This is a genomic window from Pseudomonas sp. ACM7 (assembly GCF_004136015.1).
Lineage (GTDB): Bacteria > Pseudomonadota > Gammaproteobacteria > Pseudomonadales > Pseudomonadaceae > Aquipseudomonas > Aquipseudomonas frigoris.
Genome location: NZ_CP024866.1, coordinates 2134460 through 2161228, shown reverse-complemented (window position 1 = coordinate 2161228; position 26769 = coordinate 2134460). Strand labels below are relative to the sequence as shown.

Below are 26769 nucleotides of genomic sequence, written 5' to 3'. Positions count from 1 at the left end.
TCCGGTCTCAAGCTGCCTGTTTTGCAGTGACGAACGCCGCAAGGCTCGCCACGTTGCTGAAGTGATTGCGGGTGTCTTTGGCGTCGGCGTCGATTTTGATGCCGTACTTTTTCTGGATTGCCAGGCCGAGTTCCAGAGCGTCTACCGAATCCAGGCCCAAGCCTTCGCCGAACAGCGTCTGGTCGTCGCCGATGTCTTGTGCGCTGATGTCTTCAAGGCCCAGGGCGTCGATGATCAGTTCTTTGATTTCCTGCTTGAGACTAAGAGTGTGCAGATCGCTCATCTTCGGCGAGCTCCTTAATGTAGTAATGATGCAAATAGTCATTGAGCTTACGCGAGGCCTGAGGAGCAGGGCCCTGCGAGGCGAAGGCTTGTGGGTCTATATCGGCCCCGACACGGAAACTGAAGTGCACACGGCGTTTGGGGATCCGATACCAGGGCTCGGCCTTGGTCAACGTGGTCGGGCTGACCTTGATAATCACCGGGGTGAGGATTTTCGCACCCCGCAGAGCGATTGCCGCAGCACCCCGATGGAAGGCTGGCGCCTGACCGGGCCGAGTGCGGGTGCCTTCAGGAAAGATGATCAGGGTCTGGCCGCTTTTCAGCGCGTCGGCAGCGGCATCGAGCATGTCCATACTGCCGTCGTTGCTGATGTATTCGATGCAGCGCAGCGGGCCGCGGGTAAAAGGGTTCTCCCAGAGGCTTTTCTTGACCACGCAGTTGGCGTGGCGCACCAGGCCGATCAGGAACACCACATCAATCAGCGACGGGTGATTGGCAATGATCATTTGCCCCGGTCGACCGAGTTTTTCGGCGCCCTGGATGTCGTAAGTCAGCACACCGGTGCGAGCCATGAACCGCACAAAAAACCAGAACAGGCGGGCGACGGTGTGCCGCGCTCGCCGCCGGTGGGTCCGGGCATCGCCGGGCAGGCAGTTCAGTAGCGGGAAAACCACAAGCCGCAGGCACAGCCCGCCCAACCCGAACAGGGTGAAGCTTGCGGCGGTAGCCAGCAGGCGCCAGTAATAGGCGTCGCGGTTTTTTTCGGTTACAGGTTGCGTTGCCAGGTCCATACACGATTTTTCCAGGCATGTTGGCAGGTTGTCTGCTGGCCGAGCAGGGTACTCAATAGGTTCAGGGCATGGGGCCAGTGGGCTTTGGACAACTCATCCGAGGCGCTGTTCAGGGACAACTGCCAGTCGTTTCCGGGGGTGATCAGCAGGCCGACCGCGTAAGGGAACGGCACGTCGTCGATCCAGGTCGAGTAGGCCTCGGGCGGTTGCTCTTCGGTGACGATCAGCAGTACCGCGGGAGCGCCCTCGGAAAGCAAAGCCGCGGCCTCTAGCATGCCGTGTTCAAGGCCATCGCCGGCTGCAGCGAGGGCAGTCATTTCGCTGGTTTCGCCGCGCATGATCGACCACAGGCCTATGATCGCGTTGTGCACGGACAGGCTGAATTGAGTCGGCGACAGCGGCTGATCGGCAGCCAGATCGCTGAGGATATCGAAGGTGCGCGGGGTTTCGCCGTGGCGAGAAATAAAGACCAACGGTAGGTCCTGGCGGCCATCGGCCAAGGGCCAGCCGACACTGAACGCCATCCGCGCGAGACGACTGAGTCGCCGGCGCTGCATGGCCGGCAGAAACGAGACGTCGGGTGCGGCATCGCTGCTCGCAAGCACGACCGGTTGTCGGCTCCAGGCCTGCCAATCGTCCACGCTTTCGAGCCCAGGGGCCCACGCGCGCCATTGGGCGATGTTGAAATTGATCACAGACATTCATCCCGCCCTTGCGGGCTTCCTTGACGCGGAGAGTCGCAAAAAACGCGAACTACCTGACGTAGCGCTTAGCGCCGAGTGGCGCGCATTATCCCGTTGCGGCGGGCGCGTAGCAAATGATGGTTACATTTTGCTCAATGAAATGTACCGGTTGGTTCGTGCATGGCTGTCGTTTGGCCATTATCCACATCGTGGTGGGCATGTCTGTCGGCTCTGTCAGTGGTCAACGGCAGAGTTAGCGGCTTTTTTATTGAGAGATTGCCGATGACTGTGTAGTCCCTATGCCGGCGAGGTAGCTAAGCAGCGCGGTGGACTACTACACTCGATCATTCTTTGATACACGGAGGTTTTGACATGCGGCGCGTGGTATTCAATCAGAAAGGTGGCGTAGGCAAATCCAGCATTGCCTGCAATCTGGCTGCGGTCAGTGCCAGCGAGGGTTATCGCACGCTGTTGGTGGATCTCGATGCCCAGGCCAACTCCACTCAGTACCTGACGGGCCTCACCGGTGGTGACATTCCGATGGGGATCGCCGATTTTTTCAAACAGACCCTGTCATCCGGACCGTTCTCCAAGAAAAACCAGGTCGATATCTACGAAACCCCGTTCGACAACCTCCACGTTATCACTGCCACTTCCGAGCTGGCTGACTTGCAGCCCAAGCTTGAGGCCAAACACAAGATCAACAAGCTGCGCAAATTGCTCGAGGAACTGGACGGCGATTACGATCGGATCTACCTCGATACCCCGCCAGCGCTGAATTTCTATGCGGTATCTGCGTTGATTGCCGCTGATCGTGTGCTGATCCCCTTCGACTGCGACAGCTTTTCGCGTCAGGCGCTGTACGGCCTGTTGGCGGAAATCGAAGAATTGAAGGACGACCACAACGAAGGGCTGGAAGTCGAAGGGATTGTCGTCAACCAGTTCCAGGCTCGCGCCAGTCTGCCTCAGCAAATCCTCGATGAATTGATCGCCGAAGGCCTGCCGGTATTACCGGTGTATTTGGGCAGCTCGGTGCGCATGCGCGAATCCCACCAGGCCAACACGCCGCTGATTCACCTCGATCCTCGGCATAAACTGACGCAGCAATTCGTCGATCTGCACAACCTCCTCGAAAACACCTGATTCCTGCAAACAACACCGAACCACTGTGGTAGTTCTAAATCCCTTGGCTACGCAACCAGCTCATCAATTGCGGTAACGGGAAGGCGCCGCTCTGACGCGCCACTTCCCGGCCGTTCTTGAACAAAATCAGACTCGGAATCGAGCGAATCCCCAACTGCGCCGACAACTGCTGGTTCACCTCGCTGTCCAGTTTGGCCAGTCGACACTTACCCGCCAATTGCACCGCCGCCTGCTCGAACACTGGCGCAAACGACTTGCACGGTCCACACCAGTCCGCCCAAACGTCCACCAGCAACGGCAGATCACCTTTGATCTGGCTGGGGTAATCGCTTTGCTTTAACTCAAAGGGTTTATTCAGCAGAACTTCGGCTTTGCAGCGACCGCATTTTGGATGGTCGTTGAGGCGTTCGGCGGGGATGCGGTTGAGGCCGTTGCAGTGGGGGCAGGGGATGAGGAGTGGGTCGGTCATGGTTGGCTCTTCGAAAGTTGGCAGTCGATGCGATGGATCTGGAGGCAAAGCCCCTGTTTATCAAGTCAGAGATATGTAGGCAGGAGCCTTCTGCAATTAGAGAGGTGACCTACAGGTCAGGGTGACTCGGTCTGCTAGATAGCGATTGATTCAACTCTTAATCTTCACTCGCACTTTCCGATAGCAACCAAACAGGTACGAAAATGAGTGAACTCGTCAAGCAAGCCATTGAACATTGGCCATCCGTGTCATGGTTGTTGAAACGTCCTGAATCCGAAGCTGAATACGATCGGTTGGTCGAGTCTCGGGATGAGTTACTGGGAATGATGGGCAGCGATGAATTTCATCCGCTGGAGGGTTTGGTGTCGATCATAGGCGACCATGTCGAAGCCTATGACCGTGCGCACCGATCAATGCCAATCTGAATTTTTCAGTGTTCTACCCTCAAGACGAACAACTGATCTCCAGATGCTTGCCCCACTCCGGCGGCCGCTCGGCATAACTCTCCATCCCCGGCTGCTCCTCGAACGGATTACTCAGCACCGCGTGCAGCCGACGAACCTCTGAATAGTCGCCGCTCTCCGCGGCATCGATGGCTTTCTGTGCCAGGTAGTTACGCAAGATGTACAGCGGATTGACGGCGCGCATCCGTTTGCGGCGTTGTTCTTGATCCACCTCGCCTTCACGCGTCACCCGGGCGATGTAGAGCTCGCCCCAGGCATCGAAGCCTTTGATGTCGACGAAGTCATCGCGCAAGCGGGCGACGGCCAGTTCCGGTGATTCTTCCCCCAAACGGCGGAAGAACAGGCTGTAGTCGACGCCACTGTTCTGCATCAGTTGCAGCAAGTGCTCCAGCAGTTTCTGGTCATCGTCTTCGGCCGTGGTGAACCCGAGGCGGCGGCGCATCAGGTCCAGGTAATGGGCCTGGTACAGCGGGAAGTACAGGCCGAGCGTTTCACGCAGGGCTTCGACGCTGATGAACGGCGTCAGGGCCTGAGCGAGGGCGCTGAGGTTCCACTGGCCGATCGGCACCTGATTGCTGAAGGAGTAACGGCCCTGATCATCGGAGTGGTTGCAGATGAAGTGGGCGTCGAAGTCGTCGAGGAAGGCGAACGGGCCGTAATCGAAGGTAATGCCGAGGATCGACATGTTGTCGGTGTTCATCACGCCGTGGCAGAAACCATAGGCCTGCCATTTGGCGATCAGCTCGGCATTGCGCTCGACGATTTCGCGAAACATCGCCAGGTACGGTTCCGGCTGTTCCAGGCATTCCGGGAAATGCATGGCCAGCACGTGGTCGCCGAGTTCTTTCTGTTTCTCGGGACGTTTGGTGTAGTAGAAATATTCGAAATGCCCGAAACGCACATGGCTCGGCGCCATGCGCAGGACCATGGCCGCTCGTTCCTGCTTCTCGCGCCACACCGGCGTGTCGGAGCCGATCACGCATAGGGCGCGGGTGGTCGGGATGTTCAGGGCATACAGCGCTTCGGAGGCAAGAAATTCGCGGATCGAGGACCGCAGCACCGCCCGCCCATCACCCATGCGCGAAAAGGGCGTCTGGCCGGCACCCTTGAGGTGCAAGTCCCAATGCTCGCCGGCCTCGTTGTAGACCTCGCCCAGCAACAGACCGCGACCATCGCCCAACTGCGGGTTGTAGGAACCGAACTGATGACCTGAGTAGACCATCGCCCTCGGTATCGCGTCAGCCCAGAGCTTATGGCCGCTGAACAGTTCGGCGAACTCCGGGGTTTCGGCCTCGGTAGGGTCGAGATCGAGCAGCGCCATGGCGGCGGGGCTGGCCACCACCAGGCGCGGGTTGTCGATCGGCTCGGGAAGCACGTGGGCGGAAAACGTATCGCCCAGGCGGGCGAAACGATTATCGAAGGTCAGTTCGTCGAGGGCTTTCAAGGGCCATCTCCAGCAGAATGTCCGAGCATTCTGCTAGGGATAAGCCGCTTAGTCGAGCTTGGCCGGTGGTGGCTCTTGCGGCGATTTGCCATCAACCAGCGGCACGATGGTTTTGGCTTCCGGATCGACGGGCACCATCCTGTATTCCTGACCCTGGATGTTCTTGAGGTAAACCTCCATCTGCCGGAACGAGATGTTGATGTGATGTTTCTTGAACTCGCGGTTGATGAAGCGGTTGACCTCATCAAGCACCGGGTTACGGTCGCCGAGGTCGCGCACATGCATGCGCAACTCATGGTCGAGGGTGCTTTCGCCGAAGTTCAGGAAGTACACATGAGGCTCGGGATCCTTCAGCACACGTGGGTTTTCACGGGCAGCCTTGAGCAGCAACTCCTTGACCAGGTCCAGGTCCGAGCCGTAATCGACACCGAGCTTGAGGGTCACTCGGGTGATGGTGTCGGTCAGGGACCAGTTGATCAGTTGCCCGGTGATGAACGTCTTGTTCGGGACGATGATGTCCTTGCGGTCGAAGTCGGTGATGGTCGTGGCGCGGATGCGGATCTTGCTCACGGTGCCGGACAGGTTGCCGATGGTGATGGTGTCGCCAATCCGCACCGGACGTTCGAACAGGATCATGATCCCGGAGATGAAGTTCGCGAAGATTTCCTGCATCCCGAAGCCGAGCCCCACCGACAGCGCCGCCACCAGCCATTGCAACTTGTCCCAACTCACGCCGAGTGTCGACAGGGTCGAGACGAAACCGACGCCAGCGATCACGTAAGACAGCAAGGTGGTGGTGGCATAGGCACTGCCCTGAGCCAGGTTCAGCTTCGACAGCACCAACACTTCCAGCAACCCCGGCAAGTTGCGCGCGAGGGCGAAGGTGATGCCGATGATGATCAGAGCGCCGAGCATGTCGCCAATGCTGATCGGCACCATGCTCATGTTGGCGCCGGTGCCGCTGGTGTATTCGTAGAGGGTGACGTTATCCAGGTACGAGAACACAGAGATCAGGTCCGACCAGACCCAGTACAACGCCGCGATGAAACCACCAAGCAGTGCCAGGCGGATCAGGCGCAGGGACTGTTCGTTGACCTTCTCGATATCCAGGGTTGGCTCTTCGATGACCGCTTCACCGTCACCGGCCTCTTTCGCGGCCTGGCGTTTGGCCAGGGCGCGCTGGTAGGCCAAGCGTCGTGCCGCAACGCTGAGGCCGCGCACGAAGGTGGCCTCGATCACCAGCCAGAACATCAGCAGGTAAAGGGTGTTGATCAACCGGTCGCTGAGCTTCAGCGCGGTGTAGTAGTAGCCAAAGCACACCGCCACGAACAGCGCGACAGGCAGGATGGTGAACATGATCCCCACGGCCTTGCGGAACAGCGAAGCGTTCTGGTGAGTCGGGCTGCTGATCAGCAGGCGGCTGAGCAGCCAGGCCATCAACGCGTAGCAGGTCAGCACCACCGGCATGCCGAGTACGTCATCGGCCAGGGTCGCGGGTTGCAGCTCGGCGACTGCCACCACCGCGACCAACGCCATAACCACCAGTCCGAGTCGACGGACCCAGCCCTGCAGGAATTCGACCTGAGGTTTTTCCCAGCGGAAATGCAGTTCGGCCACGCCGCCCGGCGCGAGGACCCGGTAAGCGGTGTAGAACACTAGCCAGGCCTGGGCCATTTGCAACAGTGCCGCGCCCATGTTCGCGTTCTGTCCGCGGGCGTCGATTTGCAAGGCCAGGCCACACAAGGCCAGGCCCAGGGAGACCGGCATCGCCAGCAGAATGTTGATCAGGATTGCCTGCGGCGTGTGCCACTGGCTGTCGCGCTTGAAGTGGCCGATGTCCTGGTGAACCTTGCTCAGTCGGGCATACAGGCTTTTGCGCCGCCACAGCAGGGCACCGATCAACAGTGCCAAGGGCAGGAACAGCAGAGGCCGTTGGGTCAGGCCGTCACTTAATTCGCTCAGGCTGGAAGCCCATGGCAGCGTGGTGACCTGACGTTCCAGGCGCTCCGGTACGGCGCGCATCCATTCCAGGTCCAGCGGCTTGTTGCTGGGAATCCAGAACATTTGCTCATCGAGGGTCGCCCGCAGGCTTTGCGCGGTGCTCAGCAGTTGCTTCTGATTGAGTTGCAACGTGATGGATTCGTTGAGCACCGCGCTGAGTTCGCGGTTCAGCCGCTCCAGCAGGTCGGCGCGGGTCGTGGCCAGTTCCAGCAGGCTCTTGCGCAGCTGCGGGGTGACTTGCTCGGGAGGCTGAGTCGACAGCAGGTTGTCGACGTAGGTCGCCGGGTTGCTGAGCAGTTCCCGTTGCTGGCTGACTTCGAATTGATAGAGGCGAATGTCGGCGATCTGGTCGGCCAGGTCGCGGTCGAGCTTGAGGAGTGGCAGGGCCTGTTTCTGTTTGTAGAGAATCTTGGAGAGCAGCAGGCTGCCCTTGAGCACGTTGATCTGCTCGTCCAGCGCCGAATCGCTCTGGGTCACGTTGTCCAGTTGCTGCTTGGTCTGCAGGTTCTGCTGGGTGACTTCGTTGAGGCGGTCAGTACTTTTGAGCAGGTAGTCCGAAAGCTTCAGGTTGGCCGCGCTTTCGGTAGCCAGCAGGCTGCTGCCGCCGGACTTCTGCGCTTCGATGGATTGCTGCGTCACCGTTTCCTGGGACTGGGCCAGGCGCTTCTGGTTGATCAGGTTTTGCAGCTCCTGGATTTCCTGATCCAGACGATCGGATTTTTCCGAGAGCAAGTCATGTTGGCTTTTGCCCAAGTCCTGCAACTGGCTGTTGCCAGCCAGTTCCTGGCGACGCAACGGGATCAGGGCATTCAGTGCCGCGAGTTCGGCGTTGAGCAGGTCGCGTTGCTCAGGGGTCAAGGTCTTGCCGGCGTCCTTGCCGGCCTTGAGGATGTTGTTGATCTGCTGGATGCGTGTCTGGCTGGTGGAAATTTCGGCCTGTGCGCGCTCGGGGCGGGTCTGGGCAGTAATCACCAGACTGTTGGCGTCAGCCAAGGCTTTCTGCAGATCGCTTTGCTGGGTGGAGCGCTCGGTGAGCATTTGCTCCAGTTGCTGAATAGGCTCTTTGGCATAGCGCTGCGGTACTGGCAGCACTTTGGAGGCTTTGAGCTTGGTCAGTTCCCGCTGGTTCTCGATGTTTTGCTTCGGGGCGCTGGCCAGTTGCTGCTTGAGATCGGCCAGTTTCTGCTCGTAATCACGCTGGTTGTTGAGCTGTGTCAGCGTGCTTTGCAGGATGCTCTGCAGGGCTTTCTGATCGACTTCCGGCAGTTTGCGGTCGGCGATCTTGTCCAGGTTCGCCTGCACGGCTTCGCTGGACGGCGGTTCGGCCGCTTGCAATGTACCGACAGAAAGACTCAAGCCCAGCAGGGCCATGATGAAAAAGGTGCGCAGGGTTGACATAGAGACCGATCGAAAACGAGACGAAGTGTGGAGTTTAGAGGAACAAGCCCGGACCGGGGCGACTTCCTTCGGGGAATCTGACGCCCACTTTACCGATCTTGTTCCCTTCCATGACCGCGACGGTCCAAATGGTGTTGTTCCACTCCACCTGGTCGCCGACTACGGGTGCACCGCCCACTTTATGGGCAATGAAGTGGCCGAGCGACATGTCCGGATCGATGCCATCCACTTTCAACCCGTACAGCGCCGCAACCGCGGCCAACTGGGCGTCTCCTTCGAGTACGAAGTCGCCGAAGAAGCGCAAATCGAGGCCCCGTTGCGGTGCCTGACTGAAGAGTTTTCCGAGGGCCGGAAGGTTGTGTTCATGGCCGATTACGCACAGTAAATCGTCGACTTCGAGCACCGTACTACCCGACGGATGGAGCAGTTGCTGGCCACGAAACAGTGCCGCAATCCGGGTGCCTTCGGGCATTTTCAGCTCGCGAAGGGGCGAGCCGATGCACCATTTCTCGGCACCGAGGCGATAAACGAACAGCTCCCACTCACTGGTGACGTGCACTTCCAGAGCTGCGCGGGAGATCGGCGCAGGCTCCGGCGGAACGGTCACTTTCAAAAGCTTCGCCACCCACGGCAGGCTCGTGCCCTGCACCAGCAGTGACACCAAGACGATAAAGAACGCGAGGTTGAAATAGAGCTGGGCGTTGGGCAGGCCGGCCATCAGCGGGAACACCGCCAGAATGATCGGGACCGCGCCACGTAACCCGACCCAGGAAATGAACGCCTTCTCGCGCCCATGGAACGCCCTGAAGGGCAGCAGGCCAACGATCACCGACAACGGCCGCGCAAACAGAATCATCCACAGCGCCAGGCCCAGAGCGGGCAGGGCAATCGGCAGCAAGTCGTGGGGCGTCACCAGCAACCCCAGTACCAGGAACATGCCGATTTGCGCCAGCCAGGCCATGCCATCGAGCATGTGCAAAATGCCGTGGCGGCTGCGCACCGGGCGGTTGCCGATGACCAGGCCGCACAGGTAAACCGCCAAAAAGCCGCTGCCGTGCAAGGCGTTGGTCAGGGCAAACACGACCAGTCCGCCAGCAATGACCAGAATCGGATAAAGGCCGGTGGCCAAGTGGATACGGTTGACCAGCTGCAACATGACCCAGCCGCCGCCCAGGCCGATGACGGCACCGATACCGAACTCACGCATCAAGTGCCCGAGCAGGCTCCAATGCAGACCGGTCTGGCCGCTGGCGAGCATGTCGATCAGGGTCACGGTGAGGAACACCGCCATCGGGTCGTTGCTGCCCGACTCGATCTCGAGGCTGGCGGTGACCCGTTCGTTCAGGCCTTTGCCGCCGAGCAGCGAGAACACCGCCGCGGCGTCGGTGGAGCCGACGATAGCGCCGATCAGCAGGCCCTGGATCAGGTTCAGGTTGAACAGCCACGCGGCGGCCATGCCGGTCAGCCCGGTGGTGATCAACACCCCGACCGTCGCCAGCGACAGCGCCGGCCATAACGCCACGCGGAAGCTGGAAACCCGGGTGCGCAAGCCGCCGTCGAGCAGGATGACGGCCAGGGCGAGGTTGCCGACCAGATAAGCTGTTGGGTAGTTATCGAAAATAATGCCGGCGCCATCGACGCCGGCCGACATGCCCACCGCGAGGATGATCACCAGAATCGGGATACCGAGGCGCGACGAAAGTGAGCTCACCAGAATGCTTGCACCTACCAGCAACGCGCCGATCAAGAACAGGCTGTTGATGGTCGTCGCATTCAAAGGCAGTACTCCAGAAAGCTGAAAGGCGGGCGCAAACTGACCATGCAGTCTGCGTGCCAGCGATTCTAACCTGTTGAAATGTGATGCTGTCAAAAAGGTTTTGCAGATCAAAAGATCGCAGCCTCGCTTCACTCGACAGCTCCTACAAAGGATCCGCGTAAACCTGTAGGAGCTGTCGAGTGAAACGAGGCTGCGATCTTTTCGGCAGTGACGCGATCTTCGTTTAGAGGCTAAACCGCCCAACCATGTTGTTCAGGTCCAGCGCCAATCGCGACAGCTCATTGCTCGCAGCACTGGTCTGGTTAGCCCCGGTCGCCGACTGCACCGACAGATCACGAATATTCACCAGGTTGCGATCCACTTCGCGGGCCACCTGTGCCTGCTCTTCGGCGGCGCTGGCGATCACCAGGTTGCGTTCGTTGATTTCGACGATCGCGCTATTAATAGTGTCCAGCGACATGCCTGCACCACGGGCGATGTTCAAGGTCGATTCAGCACGCTCGGTGCTGTTGCGCATCGAATCCACCGCGTGTTCGGTACCGCTCTGGATACTGCCGATCATGCGTTCGATTTCGCTGGTCGACTGCTGGGTGCGATGCGCCAGGGCACGGACCTCATCTGCTACTACGGCAAAACCACGACCGGCCTCACCGGCACGGGCTGCTTCGATGGCTGCGTTCAATGCCAGCAAGTTGGTCTGGTCAGCCAGGCCGCGAATCACGTCCAGCACTTTGCCGATGTCACGGGACTCATTGGCCAGATCGCCAATCAGGGTCGCGGTGCTCTGCACATCGGCGCTCATGCGTTCGATGGCGCTGACGGTTTCCTGCACCAGGTCACGACCATCACCGGCGGAAGTGGTGGCATTTTTCGAGGCTTCGGACGTGCTGACGGCATTGCGCGCGACTTCTTCCACGGCGCTGGTCATTTCGTTGACCGCGGTGGCGGCCTGTTCGATTTCGTTGTTCTGCTGGGTCAGGCCACGAGCGCTTTCGTCAGTGACACTGTTGAGCTCTTCAGCGGCCGACGCCAGTTGCGTGGCGGAACCGGAAATCCGTTGCAGGGTGTCGCGCAGCTTGTCCTGCATCTTCGACATGGCCAGCAGCAAGCGGCCGGCTTCGTCCTCACCGTCTACTGTGATCGGGCGAGTCAGGTTGCCTTCAGCAATTTCTTCGGCAGCGCTCAGGGCGTTGGCGATTGGCTTGGTGATGCTGTTGGTCAGCAACCAGGCGAAAAGCAGGGTCAGGCCGCTGGCGATGACCAGCAAAATGATCACCAGATTGAGAGACGTCGAATATTGCTCACCGGCAAGGGTGTCGGTTGCTTCGATCTGTCGGGTGTTGATCTCAAGCAACTTTGCCAGGGCCGAGTTGACCGCTTCGGAGTTGGAGAGCAATTCGCTGTTGAGCATGGTGCGCAGTTCGTCGACCTGGTTGTTGCGCGACAGCGTCTTCATCCGATCTTCGAGTTGGCGATACTGCGCCAGCAACTGCACGTATTGATCGTAAGCAGCGCGTTCCTGCGGGCCGTCGATCAGCGGTTCGTAGACTCGTTGAGCGTCGCGGATCTGCTGATTACGCAAGTCAAACAGCTCGAAGGTTTTCTGCTGCACGTCCGGTTCGCGGTTCACCAGCAAACGGTAGGACAGCACCCGCAGGCGCAGTGTCAGCTGAGTGAATTCGTCGAGGCTCTTGATGCTCGGCACACTCATGGAGGCGATGTCTTCACCGGCGTCGCGAATCTTGCTCATCTGGTTCAAGGCAAATACCCCCAAAACCAGCATCAAACCGCCAATCAGGGCAAAACCGAGGAACGCCCGTGGCGCGATATTCATATTACGAAGGGACATGGTGTTTACCGAAAAGAGCGCATCCGTGCGGCGCTGAGACTGACGTATGGGTGACTTATCGGTCATACGACTAAAGTCTTGAGGCCCTGCGCGTTTTTGTCGCACAAAGGCTCCGGCGACGAAGTGCAGGAACCAGATCCGCCAATCACAGTCTTTAAAGTTCGCGAGGAAGGTCACCCGCCAGGAAAATCAAGGCCTTGCGCCCCAATAACCCTGGCATCCGTGGTGACTTTTCTTTATCGTACGCGCCCTTTGAAAATGCTTGGAAAATCAAAATGTTGGAAGCATCCCTAAGCCAATTGGAACAGCTGGTCAGCGACCTGGTGCAACAGAACCAGACCCTGCTCGGCACTAACCAAACCCTGAGCGCAGAACTGGCCCAGGCCAAGGATGAAAACGAAAGCCTGCAGCTGAGCCTGATGGAACAGGAAGAGAAACAAGGTGCCACCGCTGCACGCATCCAGGCCCTGGTTGAGCGCGTCAGCGCCGGCCCAGTCAGCGCATGAATCACGGCGCCGCAGGGGTAAAAGTCGTCTCGATCCTGGGGGAGGACTATTCGATCAAGGCGCCGGCCGGGGAAGAACAAACCCTGCTGGACGCCGCGTTAATGCTGAAGGCTGCCCTGGCTGACACCAAAAAGAAGTACCCGACACTGATCGGTGACCGCTTGTTGGTGCTGGCGGCAATGAATCTGTGCTCCCAGCAGATCGAAATGCAGAAACAGCACAAGCAGGAACTCGACCGTTACCAAGAGCAAGTCAGCGCCACGGTTGAAGTGATCTCCAAGACGATCAATCAGGCCTGATCGGCTTTGCGCACAACCAAAGAATAAATTGTCGTTTGCGTTGTATACAATCGGCACGGCTGTTGCAGTGTTTCAGCCTCTTATTCTTTGGGGGTGCTCCATGCAGTTCTGGCGACGCAGTATTCAATGGCAGTTGATCCTGAGCATGGGCACCGCCCTGCTGGTCAGTATTCTGATCGTGGTTGGCATTTATACCCTCGTGGTCAACCGCCTCGCCGAGCGCTATCTGGTCGAACAAGCGCTGCCGTCGAGCATCGAAGCGATGCGCAACGACATCGAGCGAATCCTCGTTCAACCCCTCACCGCCGCCAAGGACATCGCCAGCAATAGCATGGTGCGCGACTGGTTGGCCGGGGGTGAAAACAGTGCCCAGACCAACACCTTCGTTACCTATCTGGAAGGCATCCGTGCCGAGCACAAAGCCTTTACCGCGCTGATGATAGGCACTGCTTCAAACCACTACTTCACCGAAAAAGGCCTGGACCGGACCCTCAGCCGCTCCAACCCCAAAGACGCCTGGTTCTATTCGTTCCTCGACAGCAACCAGCCGCGCACCCTCAATATCGACAATGACACCGCGACTGGAGAATTGGCGCTGTTCATCGACCTCAAAGTCGAGCAGGCCGGCAAAGTCGTGGGCGTTGCCGGGCTTGGCCTGAGCATGAAAGAGCTGTCGGAGCTGATCCACAATTTCAACTTCGGCGAGCGCGGCAAGGTCTATCTCGTGCGTTCCGACGGTTTGATCCAGGTTCATCCCGAGGCGCAATTCAGCGGCAAACGCACGTTGGCCGAACAAATTGGTGCAACTGCCGCACAAGCGGTGATGGGTCAAAAAGTTGCCACCAACAGTAGCTTTGTCCGCGACGGCGAAGATTATCTGGCGTTGAGCCTGCCGTTGCGTGATCTGGGCTGGACGCTGGTGGCCGAAGTGCCACAGTCGCAAATCTACGCTGAAGCCCGTCGCGCCATGTGGATGAGCAGCGGCATCGGCCTGGCGGTGGCGCTGGTGTGCCTGTTGCTGGTGGTGTTGCTGGCCCGGGGATTGGTGCGGCCGATCCGTCAGGTAACAGCAGCGCTGGTAGCCATCGGTAGCGGTGGGGGAGATTTGACCCACAGGTTAGATTCCAGTCGCGCCGATGAACTGGGCGACCTGGCGCGTGGCTTCAATCGATTCCTGGAAAGTCAGCGCGACATGATCGGCGAAGTGCTGACCACCAGCGAGCGTTTACGCACGGCAGTCGGCCAAGTGGCGCGGGTGGTGGACAACACCGCAGAGCGTTCCGGCCGGCAGCAGGAAATGACCGACATGGTCGCCACCGCCGTCCACGAAATGGGCCTGACCGTACAGGAAATCGCCCAGAACGCCGGTAATGCAGCCGTGGCTTCGCAAACCGCCCGGGATGAGGCGATGCAGGCGCGGGAAGTGGTGGGCGGGTCGATCCGGCATATTGAAAGCATGTCCGATGAAATCGGCCTCGCTGCCAGTGCGGTGGGCGAGTTGGCCCATCAGGTGGCATCCATCGATCAGGTGCTGGCAGTGATTCGCGGGATTTCCGAGCAGACCAACTTGTTGGCGCTCAACGCGGCCATCGAAGCGGCGCGGGCCGGGGACATGGGGCGTGGGTTTGCGGTAGTCGCGGATGAAGTGCGGACGTTGGCGCGGCGGACGCAGTCGTCGACTGATGAGATTCAGCAGATGATTGGCAGCCTCAAGCAAGGCGCGGAGAACGCGGTGTCGTCGATGCATTCCGGGCAAGCGGCGACGGGCACGGGGGTTGAGTCGAGCCAGCGCACCGGGGCGTCGTTGACGGCGATTACCGGACAGGTCGAGCGCATCAGCGACATGAACCATCAGGTGGCGGCGGCGACGGAAGAGCAGTCGGCGGTGACGGAAGAGATTAACCGGAACGTGCAGGGGATTTCTGATTTGGCCCGGGCGACGGCAGGGGAAGTCAGGGCTTGCCGTGAAGACTGTCAGACGTTGCAGCGGTTGGCGGATGATTTGGCGCGGCAGATGGGCAGTTTCAAGCTGAGTTGATGTGTAGTCAGTGCGGGCCCCTTCGCGAGCAAGCCCGCTCCCACATTTGATCCGCGATGCATCAGGCAACGCGGTCAACTGTGGGAGCGGGCTTGCTCGCGAAGGGATTTCAGCAGCACAAAAGGGCTCTGGTTAGAACCACTCATCCTGCATCCCAAGGCACACATCATCCCGAGCCTCAAGAATCGCCAATTCATGATGGCAACCCGGCACTTCCCACGTCAGAAAATACCGCGCCGCCTGCAACTTGCCTTTATAGAAGCTCACATCCGCCACATTCCCTTTGGCCAACCCTTCCTCAGCGCGAATCGCCTGCTCCAGCCAGCGCCAGCCAATCACCGTATGCCCGAACACTTTCAGGTACAGCGCCGAGTTCGCCAGGCTGCTATTAACCTTGCCTTGCCCCAAATCCGTCAGCAAACCAATGGTCACGGTTTGCAGACGCGCCACCAATTTTTCCAGCGGCTCACGCAGCGCGGTCAACGATTCATACGCTTGAGCGCGCTCGGCGGTATCAGCAATCAGACGGATCAATTGCTTGAGCCCCGCACCACCGTTCTGTGCCAGTTTGCGGCCCAGCAAGTCCAGCGATTGAATGCCGTGAGTCCCTTCGTGGATCGGGTTCAGACGGTTGTCGCGGTAATACTGCTCCACCGGGTATTCGCGGGTGTAGCCGTGGCCGCCGAGTATCTGGATCGCCAGTTCGTTGGCCTTCAGGCAAAACTCCGATGGCCAGGATTTGACGATCGGCGTCAGCAAATCCAGCAGTTCATGGGCCTGTTTGCGCTCAGCTTCAGTCTCAAGCGTCGTGGTGTCGTCAAACAGTCGCGCCGCGTATAACCCGAGGTCGAACGAGCCTTCGACGTACGCTTTCTGGGTCAGCAACATGCGTTTGACGTCGGCGTGCTGAATGATCGCCACTGGCGCGGTATTCGGGTCCTTGCTGTCCGGCACGCGACCTTGCGGGCGCTCGCGTGCGTACTCCAGGGAATACAGATAACCGGCGTAACCGAGCATCACCGCGCCCATGCCGACGCCGATTCGCGCCTCGTTCATCATCTGGAACATGTAGCTCAAGCCATGATGAGGCTTGCCCACGAGGTAGCCGACACACTCGCCGTTATCGCCGAAGTTCAGCGCGGTGGACGTAGTGCCGCGCCAGCCCATCTTGTGGAACAACCCGGCCAGCAGTACGTCGTTACGTTTGCCCAGACTGCCGTCATCGTTGACCAGAAACTTGGGCACGATGAACAGCGAAATCCCTTTCACGCCAGCTGGTGCATCCGGCAGCTTGGCCAGCACCATGTGCACGATGTTTTCCGACAGCGGGTGATCACCGCCAGAGATAAAGATCTTGTTGCCCTTGAGTCGGTACGTGCCGTCAGACGCCGGCTCTGCACGGGTACGAATATCCGATAGCGACGAGCCGGCATGCGGTTCGGTCAGCGCCATGGTGCCGAAGAAGCGTCCGTCGATCATTGGTTGCAGGAAGCGCTGTTTCTGCTCTTCGGTGCCGAAACTCTCGATCAGATTCGCCGCGCCCATGGTCAGGAACGGATAAGAGGTCGACGCCGCGTTGGCTGATTGGAAATGCGCAAAACAGGCCTGGGACAACAGCGTAGGAAGTTGCATGCCGCCTGCATCGAAACTGCGTGCCGCGTTGAGGAAACCGGCTTCAAGGAAGGCATCCACCGCCGGTTTCACTTCCGGAATCAGAATCGCCTGACCGTCCTCATAGCGCGGTTCGTTCTCGTCGCCCTTGCGGTTATGCGGCGCGAAGAACTTCTCGGCGATGGTGCGGGCGGTGCCGATGGCAGCATCGAAGGTCTCGCGGTTGTGCTCGGCGAAACGCTCACGCTGGGTCAGGCCTTCGGCATCGAGGACTTCATACAGCTCGAAAGCCAGATTGCGGGAACTGAGCAACGTCTCGGACATGGCGGCCTACCTTTTTTTGGAATGGGCCGAGTCTAGGCGTGGGAATAGAGGCTGAACAGGATGATTGATGAGCGTGATGGTGGAGTCCGGGCACCGCTAATCAAATGTGGGAGCGGGCTTGCTCGCGAAGAGGCCATTACATTCAACATCAATGTTGAATGATCGACCGCCTTCGCGAGCAAGCCCGCTCCCACAAGGGGTTTTGCATTCCAGGCGTCCATAGCGGGCGCCCGGTCTTGTTGCGGTTTAGCCGATAGTCATCAAGCTCGCATTACCACCCGCCGCAGCAGTGTTAACGCTCAACGCCCGCTCAATCACCAGACGCTCCAGCGCAATGTTGGTCTCGCCCTGGGACAACCCATGAACCCCAACGATCGCACCGGCACGCTTGGCCACTTGCTGGCACACCGCACGCAACTGATCGGAATGGCCGTGATGCAGAACCGCATCAAACAGTACTTCGTCCTTGCTCCAGTCGGAAACCAGCTTGATCTTCGCCTGAACTTCCTTCGGCAGACGTGCGAACAATGCCTTGGTCAATTCAGCTTCCGGCCATACCGCCGAACCGCCGACTGCCAATACCGCCGCCAGTTGCGTCAGCAGATCACCTTCGACTTCCGCCAGGCACAGCACGTGTTCGCGCGGCAGGATGGCGTAGCTGTTGCGCTCGCCGGTCGGGCCCGCCAGAACACGGGTGATCCCGCTTTGCGATTGCGCCGCGAACTGCACGCACAGGGTGCTCAGGTCGGCAAACTTGTTGCTGTCAGCCCAGGCTTGCAGGGCCTTCAACGGTTTGCTCATGGCATCACGCAGACGAACATCCGGTGCCGCGATGGCATCACCGCGAGCGAAGGATTGTTCGATTGCATCGGTAGGACGCGTCGACAGCAGGCGGTACAAGTACAACGGACCACCGGCCTTCGGACCGGTGCCCGACAGACCTTCGCCACCGAACGGCTGCACGCCAACCACAGCACCCACAATGTTGCGGTTCACGTAGACGTTACCGGCGTTGACGTTGTCGATCACCTTGGCGATGGTCTCGTCGATGCGAGTGTGCACGCCCAAGGTCAGGCCGTAGCCGGAAGCGTTGATCTGACCAATCAGCTGATCAATCTCTTTGCGCTTGTAGCGAACCACGTGCAGCACCGGGCCGAAGATCTCCCGTTGCAGCTCGTCGAAGCTTTCCAGTTCGATCAGCGTCGGCATCACGAAGGTGCCGCGTTTGACTTCTTCGGTGTTGGCAATGGCTACCTGATACACGCTGCGACCTTTGTCACGCATGCCCTGGATGTGCTTCTCGATGCCGGCCTTGGCTTCGGCGTCGATCACCGGGCCGATGTCCACGGACAGCCGCTCAGGGTTGCCGAGTCGGCATTCAGCCATGGCACCTTTAAGCATTTCGATGACACGGTCAGCGGAATCTTCCTGCAGGCACAGCACACGCAGCGCCGAGCAACGTTGACCGGCGCTGTCGAAGGCCGAAGACACCACGTCGATCACAACTTGTTCAGTCAGTGCCGAGGAGTCGACGATCATCGCGTTCTGGCCGCCGGTTTCGGCGATCAGCGGAATCGGGCGACCTTGAGCATCCAGACGACCCGCGACGTTGCGTTGCAGCAAACGAGCGACTTCGGTGGAACCGGTGAACATCACACCTTTGACCCGATCGTCGCCGACCAGACGCGCGCCAACGGTTTCGCCACGGCCCGGCAGCAGTTGCAGCACGCCTTCCGGAATCCCGGCTTCGAGCAGCAAGCGCACGGCTTGAGCAGCCACCAGCGGGGTTTGTTCCGCAGGCTTGGCCAGTACCGGGTTACCGGCGGCCAATGCAGCAGCGACTTGGCCACTGAAAATCGCCAGCGGGAAGTTCCACGGGCTGATGCACACCACCGGACCCAATGGACGGTGGGCGTCGTTGGTGAAATCGTTGCGAGCCTGCACTGCGTAATAACGCAGGAAGTCCACAGCTTCACGTACTTCGGCGATGGCGTTGGCGAAGGTCTTGCCGGCTTCGCGAGCCAGCAGGCCCATCAGCGGCTGGATCTCGCCTTCCATCAAATCGGCGGCACGTTCCAGAATCGCAGCACGTTCGGCGGGCGGCGTGGCCTGCCAGATTGGTGCAGCGTTCAGGGCGCACTGGATCGCGTTGTCGACGTCTTCGACGGTGGCTTCCTGCACATGGCCGACCACGTCACGCAGATCGGACGGGTTCAGGACTGGCGCAGGTGTTTCGGTACTGGAGGCGCAACCGAGCATCGGCGCGGCTTTCCAGTTGTTATGAGCGGTTGCCAGCAAGGCGCAGGACAGGGAAGCCAGACGATGTTCGTTGGCCATGTCGATGCCGCTGGAGTTGGCGCGCTCGGCACCATAAAGATCACGCGGCAGTGGGATACGCGGGTGCGGCAGGCCGAAGCCGCCTTCCAGCGTCGCCATCTGCTCGATGCTGGCCACTGGATCGGCCACCAGCTCCTGGATCGAAATAGATTGGTCGGCGATGCGGTTGACGAACGAGGTGTTCGCACCGTTTTCCAGCAGACGACGTACCAGGTACGCCAGCAGTGTTTCGTGAGTACCGACCGGTGCGTACACGCGGCACGGACGGTTCAGCTTGCCTTCGGGAACTTTACCTACAACTTGTTCGTACAACGGTTCGCCCATGCCGTGCAGGCACTGGAACTCGTACTGGCCGGGGTAATAGTTCTGACCGGCAATGTGATAAATGGCCGACAAGGTGTGGGCGTTGTGCGTGGCGAACTGCGGGTAGATGACTTCCGGTACCGACAGCAGTTTGCGGGCGCAGGCGATGTAGGACACGTCGGTGTACACCTTGCGGGTGTAGACCGGATAGCCTTCCAGGCCTTCGACCTGGGCGCGCTTGATTTCGCTGTCCCAGTACGCGCCTTTCACCAGGCGGATCATCAGGCGATGACGGCTGCGACGAGCCAGGTCGATCACGTAGTCGATTACGTACGGGCAACGCTTTTGATAAGCCTGGATCACGAAACCGATGCCGTTCCAGCCGGTCAGTTGCGGCTCGAAGCACAGGCGCTCCAGCAGATCCAGCGACAGCTCGAGGCGGTCGGCTTCTTCGGCGTCGATGTTCAGGCCGATGTCGTATTGCTTGGCCAGCAGGGTCAGCGACAGCAGGCGCGGGTACAACTCGTCCATCACGCGCTCGTACTGCGCACGGCTGTAACGCGGGTGCAGTGCCGACAGCTTGATGGAAATGCCCGGGCCTTCATAAATCCCACGACCGTGGGATGCTTTGCCGATCGAGTGGATGGCTTGTTCGTACGAGGCCAGGTATTTCTGGGCGTCGTGCTCGGTGAGTGCGGCTTCACCCAGCATGTCGTAGGAGTAGCGGAAGCCTTTGGCTTCGAACTTGCTGGCGTTGGCCAGGGCTTCGGCGATGGTTTCGCCGGTCACGAACTGCTCGCCCATCAGGCGCATGGCCATGTCGACGCCCTTGCGGATCATCGGCTCGCCACTCTTGCCGATGATGCGGCTCAAGGACGAAGTCAGGCCGGCTTCGTTGTGGGTGGCGACCAGTTTGCCGGTCAGCAACAAGCCCCAGGTGGCGGCGTTGACGAACAGTGACGGGCTGTTGCCCAAGTGCGGGTGCCAGTTGCCGGTGCTGATCTTGTCGCGGATCAGCGCGTCACGGGTGCCTTTGTCCGGGATGCGCAGCAGCGCTTCGGCCAGGCACATCAGTGCCACGCCTTCCTGGGACGACAGGGAAAATTCCTGCAACAGGCCCTGAACAATCCCGGCACGGCCGCCAGCGCTCTTCTGATTGCGCAGCTTCTCGGCAATCGAGGAAGCGAGCTTGTTGGTGGCTTCGGCCATCGCTGCCGGCAGGCGAGCCTGTTCGATCAGCATCGGCACCACTTCAGGTTCCGGGCGACGGTAAGCGGCGGTGATCGAAGCGCGCAGCACCGATTGCGGCAGGATGCTTTCGGCGAATTCCAGGAAGCACTGGTGCGCGTGGTCGGCATGGACTTCGCCGGCGTCGTCAGCGTCTTTGCTGATCAAACCGCTCAGCTCGGTCAGGGTTGCACCACCCTCGAGTTTTTCCAGGTAATTGAAAATTGCCTGCTTGATCAGCCAGTGCGGCGTGCGATCAATCGAGGTCGCGGCAGCCTTGAGGCGCTCGCGGGTCGGGTCGTCAAGTTTGACCCCAAGGGTGGTGGTAGCCATATTTTTATCCTCATGTTTGCCACAACCGCGTGGCATCAGCTGGCGGCAAGATTAGCCGTGCAACCGTCGAGGTGCAACCGGGTGCAACCCTTTTTTTGTCGGAATAATACGCAGCTCGTCAGGAAATAAATTCCGGTACGAACGTACCGCTCCTGCTTGGTGCTTTTGCTTCTAGTAAACTGCCAGGACTGCGCTAAAAGGGAGCAAAAACAGGGTTTTTCCGGATAAATCCGACTGGGTGCAACTTATTCTCGCGAAACTGGTTGCACCTTATTTGCTTTGTTGAATAGCATTCGCGCCCAAGGTGCAACCGGTCAAAAAAGACAGGTGCACCGGCTGATGGCTTTCCTGGGGAAACATCAGTCATAAATGCGCGGGCCCCGAAATCGTCTGAACAAACGTTGTCGTTTGTCGGCGGTTTCACACTCTGCCGCTACATAAAAACAAAGCCAGGGCATCACTTAATGAGCGTAAGCAATCCAACACTGATCACGTTCGTGATCTACATCGCAGCAATGGTGCTGATCGGCTTCATGGCCTATCGCTCCACCAACAATCTTTCTGACTACATTCTGGGCGGTCGCAGCCTGGGCAGCGTCGTGACTGCATTGTCCGCCGGCGCCTCCGACATGAGCGGCTGGTTGTTGATGGGCTTGCCGGGCGCTATCTACATGTCCGGTCTGTCCGAAAGCTGGATCGCCATCGGCCTGATCATCGGTGCTTACCTGAACTGGCTGTTCGTCGCCGGCCGTCTGCGCGTGCAGACCGAGCACAACGGCGATGCGCTGACCCTGCCGGATTACTTCTCCAGCCGTTTCGAAGACAAAAGCGGTCTGCTGCGGATCATCTCCGCGGTCGTGATCCTGGTGTTCTTCACCATCTACTGCGCTTCCGGCATCGTGGCTGGCGCCCGTCTGTTTGAAAGCACCTTCGGCATGTCCTACGAGACGGCGCTGTGGGCCGGTGCTGCGGCGACGATTGCCTACACCTTTGTTGGCGGTTTCCTGGCCGTGAGCTGGACTGACACCGTACAAGCCACCCTGATGATCTTCGCCCTGTTGCTGACGCCTATCATCGTGCTGCTGGCCACCGGCGGCGTCGACACCACGTTCCTGGCCATCGAAGCGCAAGACGCAAGCAACTTCGACATGCTGAAAAACACCACCTTCATCGGCGTGATTTCGCTGATGGGCTGGGGCCTGGGCTACTTCGGCCAGCCGCACATCCTGGCGCGTTTCATGGCGGCGGATTCGGTCAAGTCGATCGCTAAAGCGCGTCGCATCTCCATGACCTGGATGATCCTGTGCCTGGGCGGCACCGTCGCTGTAGGTTTCTTCGGTATTGCTTACTTCTCGGCGCACCCTGAATTGGCCGCACCGGTGACCGAAAACCACGAACGCGTGTTTATCGAACTGGCGAAAATCCTCTTCAATCCTTGGGTTGCCGGTGTACTGCTGTCGGCCATTCTGGCTGCCGTGATGAGCACCCTGAGCTGCCAGTTGCTGGTGTGCTCGAGCGCCCTGACCGAAGACTTCTACAAAACCTTCCTGCGTAAAACCGCTTCCCAGGTTGAGCTGGTCTGGGTCGGCCGCGCCATGGTGCTGCTGGTTGCCCTGATCGCTATCGGTCTTGCCGCTAACCCGGAAAACCGCGTTTTGGGTCTGGTCAGCTACGCCTGGGCCGGTTTCGGTGCAGCGTTTGGTCCGGTGGTCTTGATCTCCGTGATCTGGAAAGACATGACTCGCAACGGCGCACTGGCCGGCATTCTGGTTGGCGCGATCACCGTAATCGTCTGGAAGCACTTCGAGCTGCTGGGCCTGTACGAAATCATCCCTGGTTTCATCTTCGCCAGCCTGGCGATCTACATCGTCAGCAAACTGGGTGAGCCGACTCACGGCATGCTTCATCGCTTCGCCGCTGCCGAGGCAGATTTCCGCCTGAATAAGTGATGGGGAAGAGCTGATGCTCTGACCTTTCGCCGAACATGAAAACGGCCCGCTTCCTTTTGGAGGCGGGTCGTTTTTTTTGGCTTACGCAAATCTCGAATCCCTATCTATTCCCTGTGGGAGCGAGCTTGCTCCGGGCGGCGTTCCGACGATAGCGGTCGATCATTCAATAATTAGGTCGACTGACCCGACGCCATCGCGAGCAAGCTCGCTCCCACAGTGGTTAGTGGTGCTTTTGAAGGAATTGTCTGTAGCCAAACACACTAATTGTTGAAGGATAAATCTCTAAAAAAGTAGGGCAAATCTGATTTCCCTGTCCCTACCTCAACACCCCTTGTTGCTCATGCAGAATCGCCCGCCTTCATTCTGCAGAGACACATCGGATGTTCGCTCCAGCCAATCAACCGCGTTTCACGCTGACGATCGCCGGCGTCCAGAATGAGCTCAAGGTGCTTGAGTTCTCGGGCTCGGAAGCCGTCAGCCAACCCTACCGTTTTGACCTGGAACTGGTCAGCGAGCGACCGGACATCGAACTCGAAAACCTGCTGCATCGTCAGGCGTTTCTGAGTTTCGATGCACAAGGTTCCGGTATTCATGGTCAGATTTTTCGGGTCGGGCAAAGTGATTCCGGGAAACGTCTGACGGGTTATCAAGTCAGTCTCGTACCGCGATTGGCTTACCTCGGTCAGCGCATCAATCAGCGGATCTTTCAGCACAAAAGCGTGCCGGCGATCATCGCGCAGATCCTCAAGGACCACGGCATCCAGCGCGATGCTTTCGAGTTTCGGCTCGGCAGCGACTACTCCCCTCGTGAGTACTGCGTGCAATACGCCGAAAGCGATCTGGCGTTCATCCAGCGGCTGTGTGCCGAGATCGGCATTCACTACCACTTTCAGCACAGCATCGACGGGCACCTGCTGGTATTTGGTGATGATCAGACGGTTTTTCCTCGTCTGCCCGAGCCGACGCTATACCTGCCGGGCAGCGGAATGGCGGCGGATGCGCCGGCCATCAAGCGTTTCAACGTGCGACTGGAAACCCGGACGACAGCCGTAACCCGTCGCGACTACGACTTCCAGAAACCTCGCCTGCAACTTGAAAGCCGCCTCGACAGTGAGCTGCGACCGGTGCTCGAGGATTACCACTTTCCTGGTCAATTCACCGATCGCGAACACGGCAGGCATCTGGCCCAACGAGCACTCGAACGCCACAACGCCGACTTCCGTCAGGCCGAAGGTCGTGGCGACGAATCGGCGTTGGTCAGTGGCCACTTCCTACACCTGGCCGAGCATCCGCGTCAGGCATGGAATGACCTGTGGTTGATCACCGAAATCGAGCACCGTGGCCGCCAGCCGCAAGTGCTGGAAGAGTCAGTCACCAGCGACAATCCGGATGATTTCCAGGGCTATCGCAATACCTTTCTGGCAACACCGTGGGACGTTTCGTTTCGCCCTCCGCTCGGGCCGGAAAAACCACGCATGCTCGGCTATCAACCCGCCGTGGTGACCGGCCCGGCCGACAGCGAAATCCATTGCGACGAGTTCGGTCGGGTCAAGGTTCAGCTGGCCTGGGACCGTGACGGTCAGCTCGATGAACACGCCAGTTGCTGGCTGCGCGTCGCCACCGGCTGGGCGCACGACCGTTATGGCAGCGTGATGATCCCGCGAGTCGGCATGGAAGTGCTGGTGGGATTCGTCGACGCCGATGCCGACAAACCGCTGGTGATGGGTTGCCTGCCAAACGCCGCAACCCCGGTGCCGCTCGATCTTCCCGCTGACAAAACCCGCAGCATTTTCCGCAGCCAGAGTAGTCCCGGTGGCGGCGGTTACAACGAATTGCGCATCGAGGATCGCAAAGGCGCCGAGGAAATCTACCTGCGCGCCCAGCGAAACTGGACTCAGCACGTGCTGAATGATCAACAAGTGCAGGTTGATAACGCCCGCAGCATTGTCGTCACCGGCACCGCTCGCCATGAGCTGAAGGCCGACGAGCAACGCATCACCCACGGCCAGCGCCAGACCGAAGTGAAACTGGATGATCACCTGGTGGTGGTCGGTGACCGACACATTCGCGTGACCAGCCAGGCGCTGAATGCCAGTCAGCAATTCCATGTCAGCGCCGGCCAGCAAGTGGTGATCGACGGCGGGGCCAGCGCGACGATTCAGGCGGGCGGGCAGTGGATCAACATCGGTCCCGGCGGCATCTTCAGCAGTGTGCCGATTCAGGTTGGCGGTGCGTTAATGCCGGCCATGGCGGCTTCGCCAGCCTTGCCGGATACCCCATTGAAACTCGTCGCCGCCCCGGCGGCGCTGCTAAGTGCCGCACAGATTCTGAGCCTGAAAAGCGACGCGCCGTTCTGTGAGGAATGTGAGCGCTGCAAGGAGGGTGTCTGTGCAGCCTGATGTCTTGTCACCCCACAACTGGCTGGATCGCCAACCGCTCAAACCTTCCGAGCAGTTGTTCGCGGTTTTCAGCAATGCGAGCGGCGCTGAACCGTTCAAAGCGTGGCAGCGTTCGATCTCCGCTCAAGCACCCAGTCCGATCTGGGCCGACACCACTTACGCCGAGTGGGAACCGGTGATGCCCTATGTCGGAATCGTCGCTGCAGGCAGTGAGTTTCTGGAGTGGGTCGCCAACACCGAGTCTCGCGATTGGGGTTGGCTGGCGGTTTCTTCGGCCTCTCAAGAAGTGCTGGTCGAGCATCTTCGCAGCCTCACTCAAGTCCTTTTGCCCAACGGTAATGCGGTGTTTTTCCGCTTCTGGGATGGGCGTTATTTGCTGCCGATTCTTCGGTCGGCCGAGGTTAACGCTACGCAGCTGATGCCGGTGATCGGGCGCTGTTTGATCAACGGCCAATCGCTCGAAATCGGTGGACAAGCGCTGAGCAGCTCCCGGGTTTTTCCGTGGTGGGAAGTTTCCGAATCGCTGGTCAAACACCTCGGTACCGAGTTCGCAACCACCCGAATCAGCAACTTGCTCAAGTGGCTGAGCGAGGAGCGCCCTGATCTTTTTGAGGCGTTTTCCGACAGCGTTTTGCGCCACAAGGTCGCGATCTTTCTTGAAACACCGGACCTGCCTCAAGCACCCAAAACAGCTTTGGTGGACTACCTGATGGCGGAGCTGAACTGATGGATCAGATCATACGGATCGAGCAGGAGCTCGACGGTTTCAAAGACACCCTCACCCTCTACCGTGAACAGCTCAAGCACTGGTTCAGCCAAGCGGCGGACAAGGCCAGTCACGCCGCTGATTTGCCTTCGTTGATGGGTATGGAGCGAATCATAAGTTTCGGCAATGCCAGCACTGCGGTGAGCAGTGGCGACGACGATTTTTTCTCCTCCGTGGTGCAATGCCCGAAGGGTGGAGAGCTAGAGATCGAGAGCAAGTTTGAATCGGTTTATGACATTCCCGTGGGGAATATTCAGGTCGATGTGATTGCCAGCGATAGCGGCGAAAAGACGTCGGTCACCCTCGATAAAAACGGCAAGGGAACGTTCACCGGTACACCCGGCAAGTTCTACCGCGTTCACGTTCACCACGAAGT

At 59.3% G+C, this 26769-nt stretch carries 19 protein-coding genes and 1 pseudogene; 10 read left to right on the top strand and 10 right to left on the bottom strand.

The genetic code is table 11. From position 1 onward, the window contains the following. Positions 1 to 7: 7 nt before the first annotated feature. The 3 genes from CUN63_RS10155 to CUN63_RS10145 are packed head-to-tail and all read right to left on the bottom strand — an operon-like array spanning position 8 to position 1774. A complete protein-coding gene (locus CUN63_RS10155; RefSeq protein ID WP_129439118.1) occupies positions 8 to 283 on the bottom strand; it encodes a phosphopantetheine-binding protein in 276 nt (91 codons plus the stop codon). Then, on the bottom strand, positions 261 to 1073 hold the full coding sequence (locus CUN63_RS10150; RefSeq protein WP_129439117.1) for a 1-acyl-sn-glycerol-3-phosphate acyltransferase: 813 nt from the start codon (positions 1071 to 1073) through the stop codon (positions 261 to 263). Before CUN63_RS10150 ends, CUN63_RS10155 begins: the two co-directional genes overlap by 23 nt. Next, positions 1049 to 1774 carry a beta-ketoacyl synthase chain length factor gene (locus tag CUN63_RS10145; RefSeq protein WP_129439116.1) on the bottom strand — a complete coding sequence of 242 codons (726 nt, stop codon included), beginning with the start codon at positions 1772 to 1774 and terminating at the stop codon, positions 1049 to 1051. Before CUN63_RS10145 ends, CUN63_RS10150 begins: the two co-directional genes overlap by 25 nt. Positions 1775 to 2128: 354 nt before the next feature. Between CUN63_RS10145 and CUN63_RS10140 the strand changes: the two genes are divergently transcribed. Continuing rightward, the gene (locus CUN63_RS10140; RefSeq protein WP_129439115.1) at positions 2129 to 2899 is read left to right on the top strand and encodes a ParA family protein; all 771 of its coding nucleotides are present in this window, start codon (positions 2129 to 2131) and stop codon (positions 2897 to 2899) included. A gap of 34 nt (positions 2900 to 2933) precedes the next feature. Here CUN63_RS10140 and trxC read toward each other — a convergent pair whose 3' ends face one another. Next, positions 2934 to 3368, bottom strand: coding sequence for a thioredoxin TrxC (gene trxC / locus CUN63_RS10135; RefSeq protein ID WP_129439114.1), 435 nt, complete (start codon positions 3366 to 3368; stop codon positions 2934 to 2936). A gap of 203 nt (positions 3369 to 3571) precedes the next feature. On the opposite strand from trxC, the gene CUN63_RS10130 reads away from it, so the two are divergent. Continuing rightward, the gene (locus CUN63_RS10130; RefSeq protein ID WP_129439113.1) at positions 3572 to 3793 is read left to right on the top strand and encodes a hypothetical protein; all 222 of its coding nucleotides are present in this window, start codon (positions 3572 to 3574) and stop codon (positions 3791 to 3793) included. Between the two features lie 19 nt (positions 3794 to 3812). Here CUN63_RS10130 and selO read toward each other — a convergent pair whose 3' ends face one another. The 4 genes from selO to CUN63_RS10110 all read right to left on the bottom strand — a co-directional run bounded on the left by selO (position 3813) and on the right by CUN63_RS10110 (position 12301). Next, the gene (selO, locus tag CUN63_RS10125; RefSeq protein WP_129439112.1) at positions 3813 to 5276 is read right to left on the bottom strand and encodes a protein adenylyltransferase SelO; all 1464 of its coding nucleotides are present in this window, start codon (positions 5274 to 5276) and stop codon (positions 3813 to 3815) included. A gap of 48 nt (positions 5277 to 5324) precedes the next feature. Then, on the bottom strand, positions 5325 to 8675 hold the full coding sequence (mscK, locus tag CUN63_RS10120) for a mechanosensitive channel MscK (protein ID WP_129439111.1): 3351 nt from the start codon (positions 8673 to 8675) through the stop codon (positions 5325 to 5327). Positions 8676 to 8709: 34 nt separating this feature from the next. Further along, complete coding sequence (locus CUN63_RS10115; RefSeq protein WP_129439110.1) at positions 8710 to 10452, bottom strand: potassium/proton antiporter; 1743 nt, start codon at positions 10450 to 10452, stop codon at positions 8710 to 8712. 223 nt (positions 10453 to 10675) lie between these two features. Next, positions 10676 to 12301: a methyl-accepting chemotaxis protein gene (locus CUN63_RS10110; protein WP_129439109.1), complete on the bottom strand. Its 1626-nt coding sequence runs from the start codon at positions 12299 to 12301 to the stop codon at positions 10676 to 10678. Positions 12302 to 12576: 275 nt separating this feature from the next. Here CUN63_RS10110 and CUN63_RS10105 point away from each other — a divergent pair, with 275 nt between their 5' ends. The 4 genes and pseudogenes from CUN63_RS10105 (at position 12577) to CUN63_RS32700 (ending at position 15144) form a co-directional block, all read left to right on the top strand. Then, positions 12577 to 12807, top strand: coding sequence for a hypothetical protein (locus tag CUN63_RS10105; protein ID WP_008149645.1), 231 nt, complete (start codon positions 12577 to 12579; stop codon positions 12805 to 12807). After that, positions 12804 to 13106 carry a cell division protein ZapA gene (locus CUN63_RS10100; RefSeq protein ID WP_129439108.1) on the top strand — a complete coding sequence of 101 codons (303 nt, stop codon included), beginning with the start codon at positions 12804 to 12806 and terminating at the stop codon, positions 13104 to 13106. Before CUN63_RS10105 ends, CUN63_RS10100 begins: the two co-directional genes overlap by 4 nt. 100 nt (positions 13107 to 13206) lie before the next feature. Further along, positions 13207 to 14277: pseudogene (locus tag CUN63_RS32705) on the top strand (cache domain-containing protein); the annotation flags it as partial. 21 nt (positions 14278 to 14298) lie between these two features. After that, positions 14299 to 15144 carry a methyl-accepting chemotaxis protein gene (locus tag CUN63_RS32700; protein WP_371928231.1) on the top strand — a complete coding sequence of 282 codons (846 nt, stop codon included), beginning with the start codon at positions 14299 to 14301 and terminating at the stop codon, positions 15142 to 15144. 132 nt (positions 15145 to 15276) lie between these two features. Here CUN63_RS32700 and CUN63_RS10090 read toward each other — a convergent pair whose 3' ends face one another. Together CUN63_RS10090 and putA are read right to left on the bottom strand one after the other, a co-directional pair. Next, entirely contained in the window at positions 15277 to 17079 is a 1803-nt protein-coding gene (locus CUN63_RS10090; RefSeq protein ID WP_129439106.1) for an acyl-CoA dehydrogenase, read from the bottom strand. 246 nt (positions 17080 to 17325) lie between these two features. Further along, positions 17326 to 21279: a trifunctional transcriptional regulator/proline dehydrogenase/L-glutamate gamma-semialdehyde dehydrogenase gene (gene putA / locus CUN63_RS10080; protein WP_129439104.1), complete on the bottom strand. Its 3954-nt coding sequence runs from the start codon at positions 21277 to 21279 to the stop codon at positions 17326 to 17328. Between the two features lie 464 nt (positions 21280 to 21743). Here putA and putP point away from each other — a divergent pair, with 464 nt between their 5' ends. The 4 genes from putP to CUN63_RS10060 form a co-directional block, all read left to right on the top strand. Next, positions 21744 to 23228 carry a sodium/proline symporter PutP gene (gene putP / locus CUN63_RS10075; protein ID WP_129439103.1) on the top strand — a complete coding sequence of 495 codons (1485 nt, stop codon included), beginning with the start codon at positions 21744 to 21746 and terminating at the stop codon, positions 23226 to 23228. A 380-nt stretch (positions 23229 to 23608) separates the two neighbouring features. Next, complete coding sequence (locus CUN63_RS10070; protein ID WP_129439102.1) at positions 23609 to 25627, top strand: type VI secretion system tip protein VgrG; 2019 nt, start codon at positions 23609 to 23611, stop codon at positions 25625 to 25627. After that, positions 25617 to 26354 carry a DUF4123 domain-containing protein gene (locus CUN63_RS10065; protein ID WP_129439101.1) on the top strand — a complete coding sequence of 246 codons (738 nt, stop codon included), beginning with the start codon at positions 25617 to 25619 and terminating at the stop codon, positions 26352 to 26354. Before CUN63_RS10070 ends, CUN63_RS10065 begins: the two co-directional genes overlap by 11 nt. Beyond that, on the top strand, positions 26354 to 26769 hold a 416-nt coding region (locus tag CUN63_RS10060), incomplete at its 3' end, for a hypothetical protein (protein WP_165353312.1). The genes CUN63_RS10065 and CUN63_RS10060, both read left to right, overlap by 1 nt.

Excerpts from the sequence above, each read along its gene's own strand:
- CUN63_RS10155 (WP_129439118.1), bottom strand. The coding sequence starts at position 283 with ATGAGCGATCTGCACACTCTTAGTCTCAAGCAGGAAATCAAAGAACTG.
- CUN63_RS10150 (WP_129439117.1), bottom strand. The coding sequence starts at position 1,073 with ATGGACCTGGCAACGCAACCTGTAACCGAAAAAAACCGCGACGCCTAT.
- CUN63_RS10145 (WP_129439116.1), bottom strand. The coding sequence starts at position 1,774 with ATGTCTGTGATCAATTTCAACATCGCCCAATGGCGCGCGTGGGCCCCT.
- CUN63_RS10140 (WP_129439115.1), top strand. The coding sequence starts at position 2,129 with ATGCGGCGCGTGGTATTCAATCAGAAAGGTGGCGTAGGCAAATCCAGC.
- trxC (WP_129439114.1), bottom strand. The coding sequence starts at position 3,368 with ATGACCGACCCACTCCTCATCCCCTGCCCCCACTGCAACGGCCTCAAC.
- CUN63_RS10130 (WP_129439113.1), top strand. The coding sequence starts at position 3,572 with ATGAGTGAACTCGTCAAGCAAGCCATTGAACATTGGCCATCCGTGTCA.
- mscK (WP_129439111.1), bottom strand. The coding sequence starts at position 8,675 with ATGTCAACCCTGCGCACCTTTTTCATCATGGCCCTGCTGGGCTTGAGT.
- CUN63_RS10110 (WP_129439109.1), bottom strand. The coding sequence starts at position 12,301 with ATGTCCCTTCGTAATATGAATATCGCGCCACGGGCGTTCCTCGGTTTT.
- CUN63_RS10105 (WP_008149645.1), top strand. The coding sequence starts at position 12,577 with ATGTTGGAAGCATCCCTAAGCCAATTGGAACAGCTGGTCAGCGACCTG.
- CUN63_RS10100 (WP_129439108.1), top strand. The coding sequence starts at position 12,804 with ATGAATCACGGCGCCGCAGGGGTAAAAGTCGTCTCGATCCTGGGGGAG.
- CUN63_RS32700 (WP_371928231.1), top strand. The coding sequence starts at position 14,299 with ATGATCGGCGAAGTGCTGACCACCAGCGAGCGTTTACGCACGGCAGTC.
- CUN63_RS10090 (WP_129439106.1), bottom strand. The coding sequence starts at position 17,079 with ATGTCCGAGACGTTGCTCAGTTCCCGCAATCTGGCTTTCGAGCTGTAT.
- putA (WP_129439104.1), bottom strand. The coding sequence starts at position 21,279 with ATGGCTACCACCACCCTTGGGGTCAAACTTGACGACCCGACCCGCGAG.
- putP (WP_129439103.1), top strand. The coding sequence starts at position 21,744 with ATGAGCGTAAGCAATCCAACACTGATCACGTTCGTGATCTACATCGCA.
- CUN63_RS10070 (WP_129439102.1), top strand. The coding sequence starts at position 23,609 with ATGTTCGCTCCAGCCAATCAACCGCGTTTCACGCTGACGATCGCCGGC.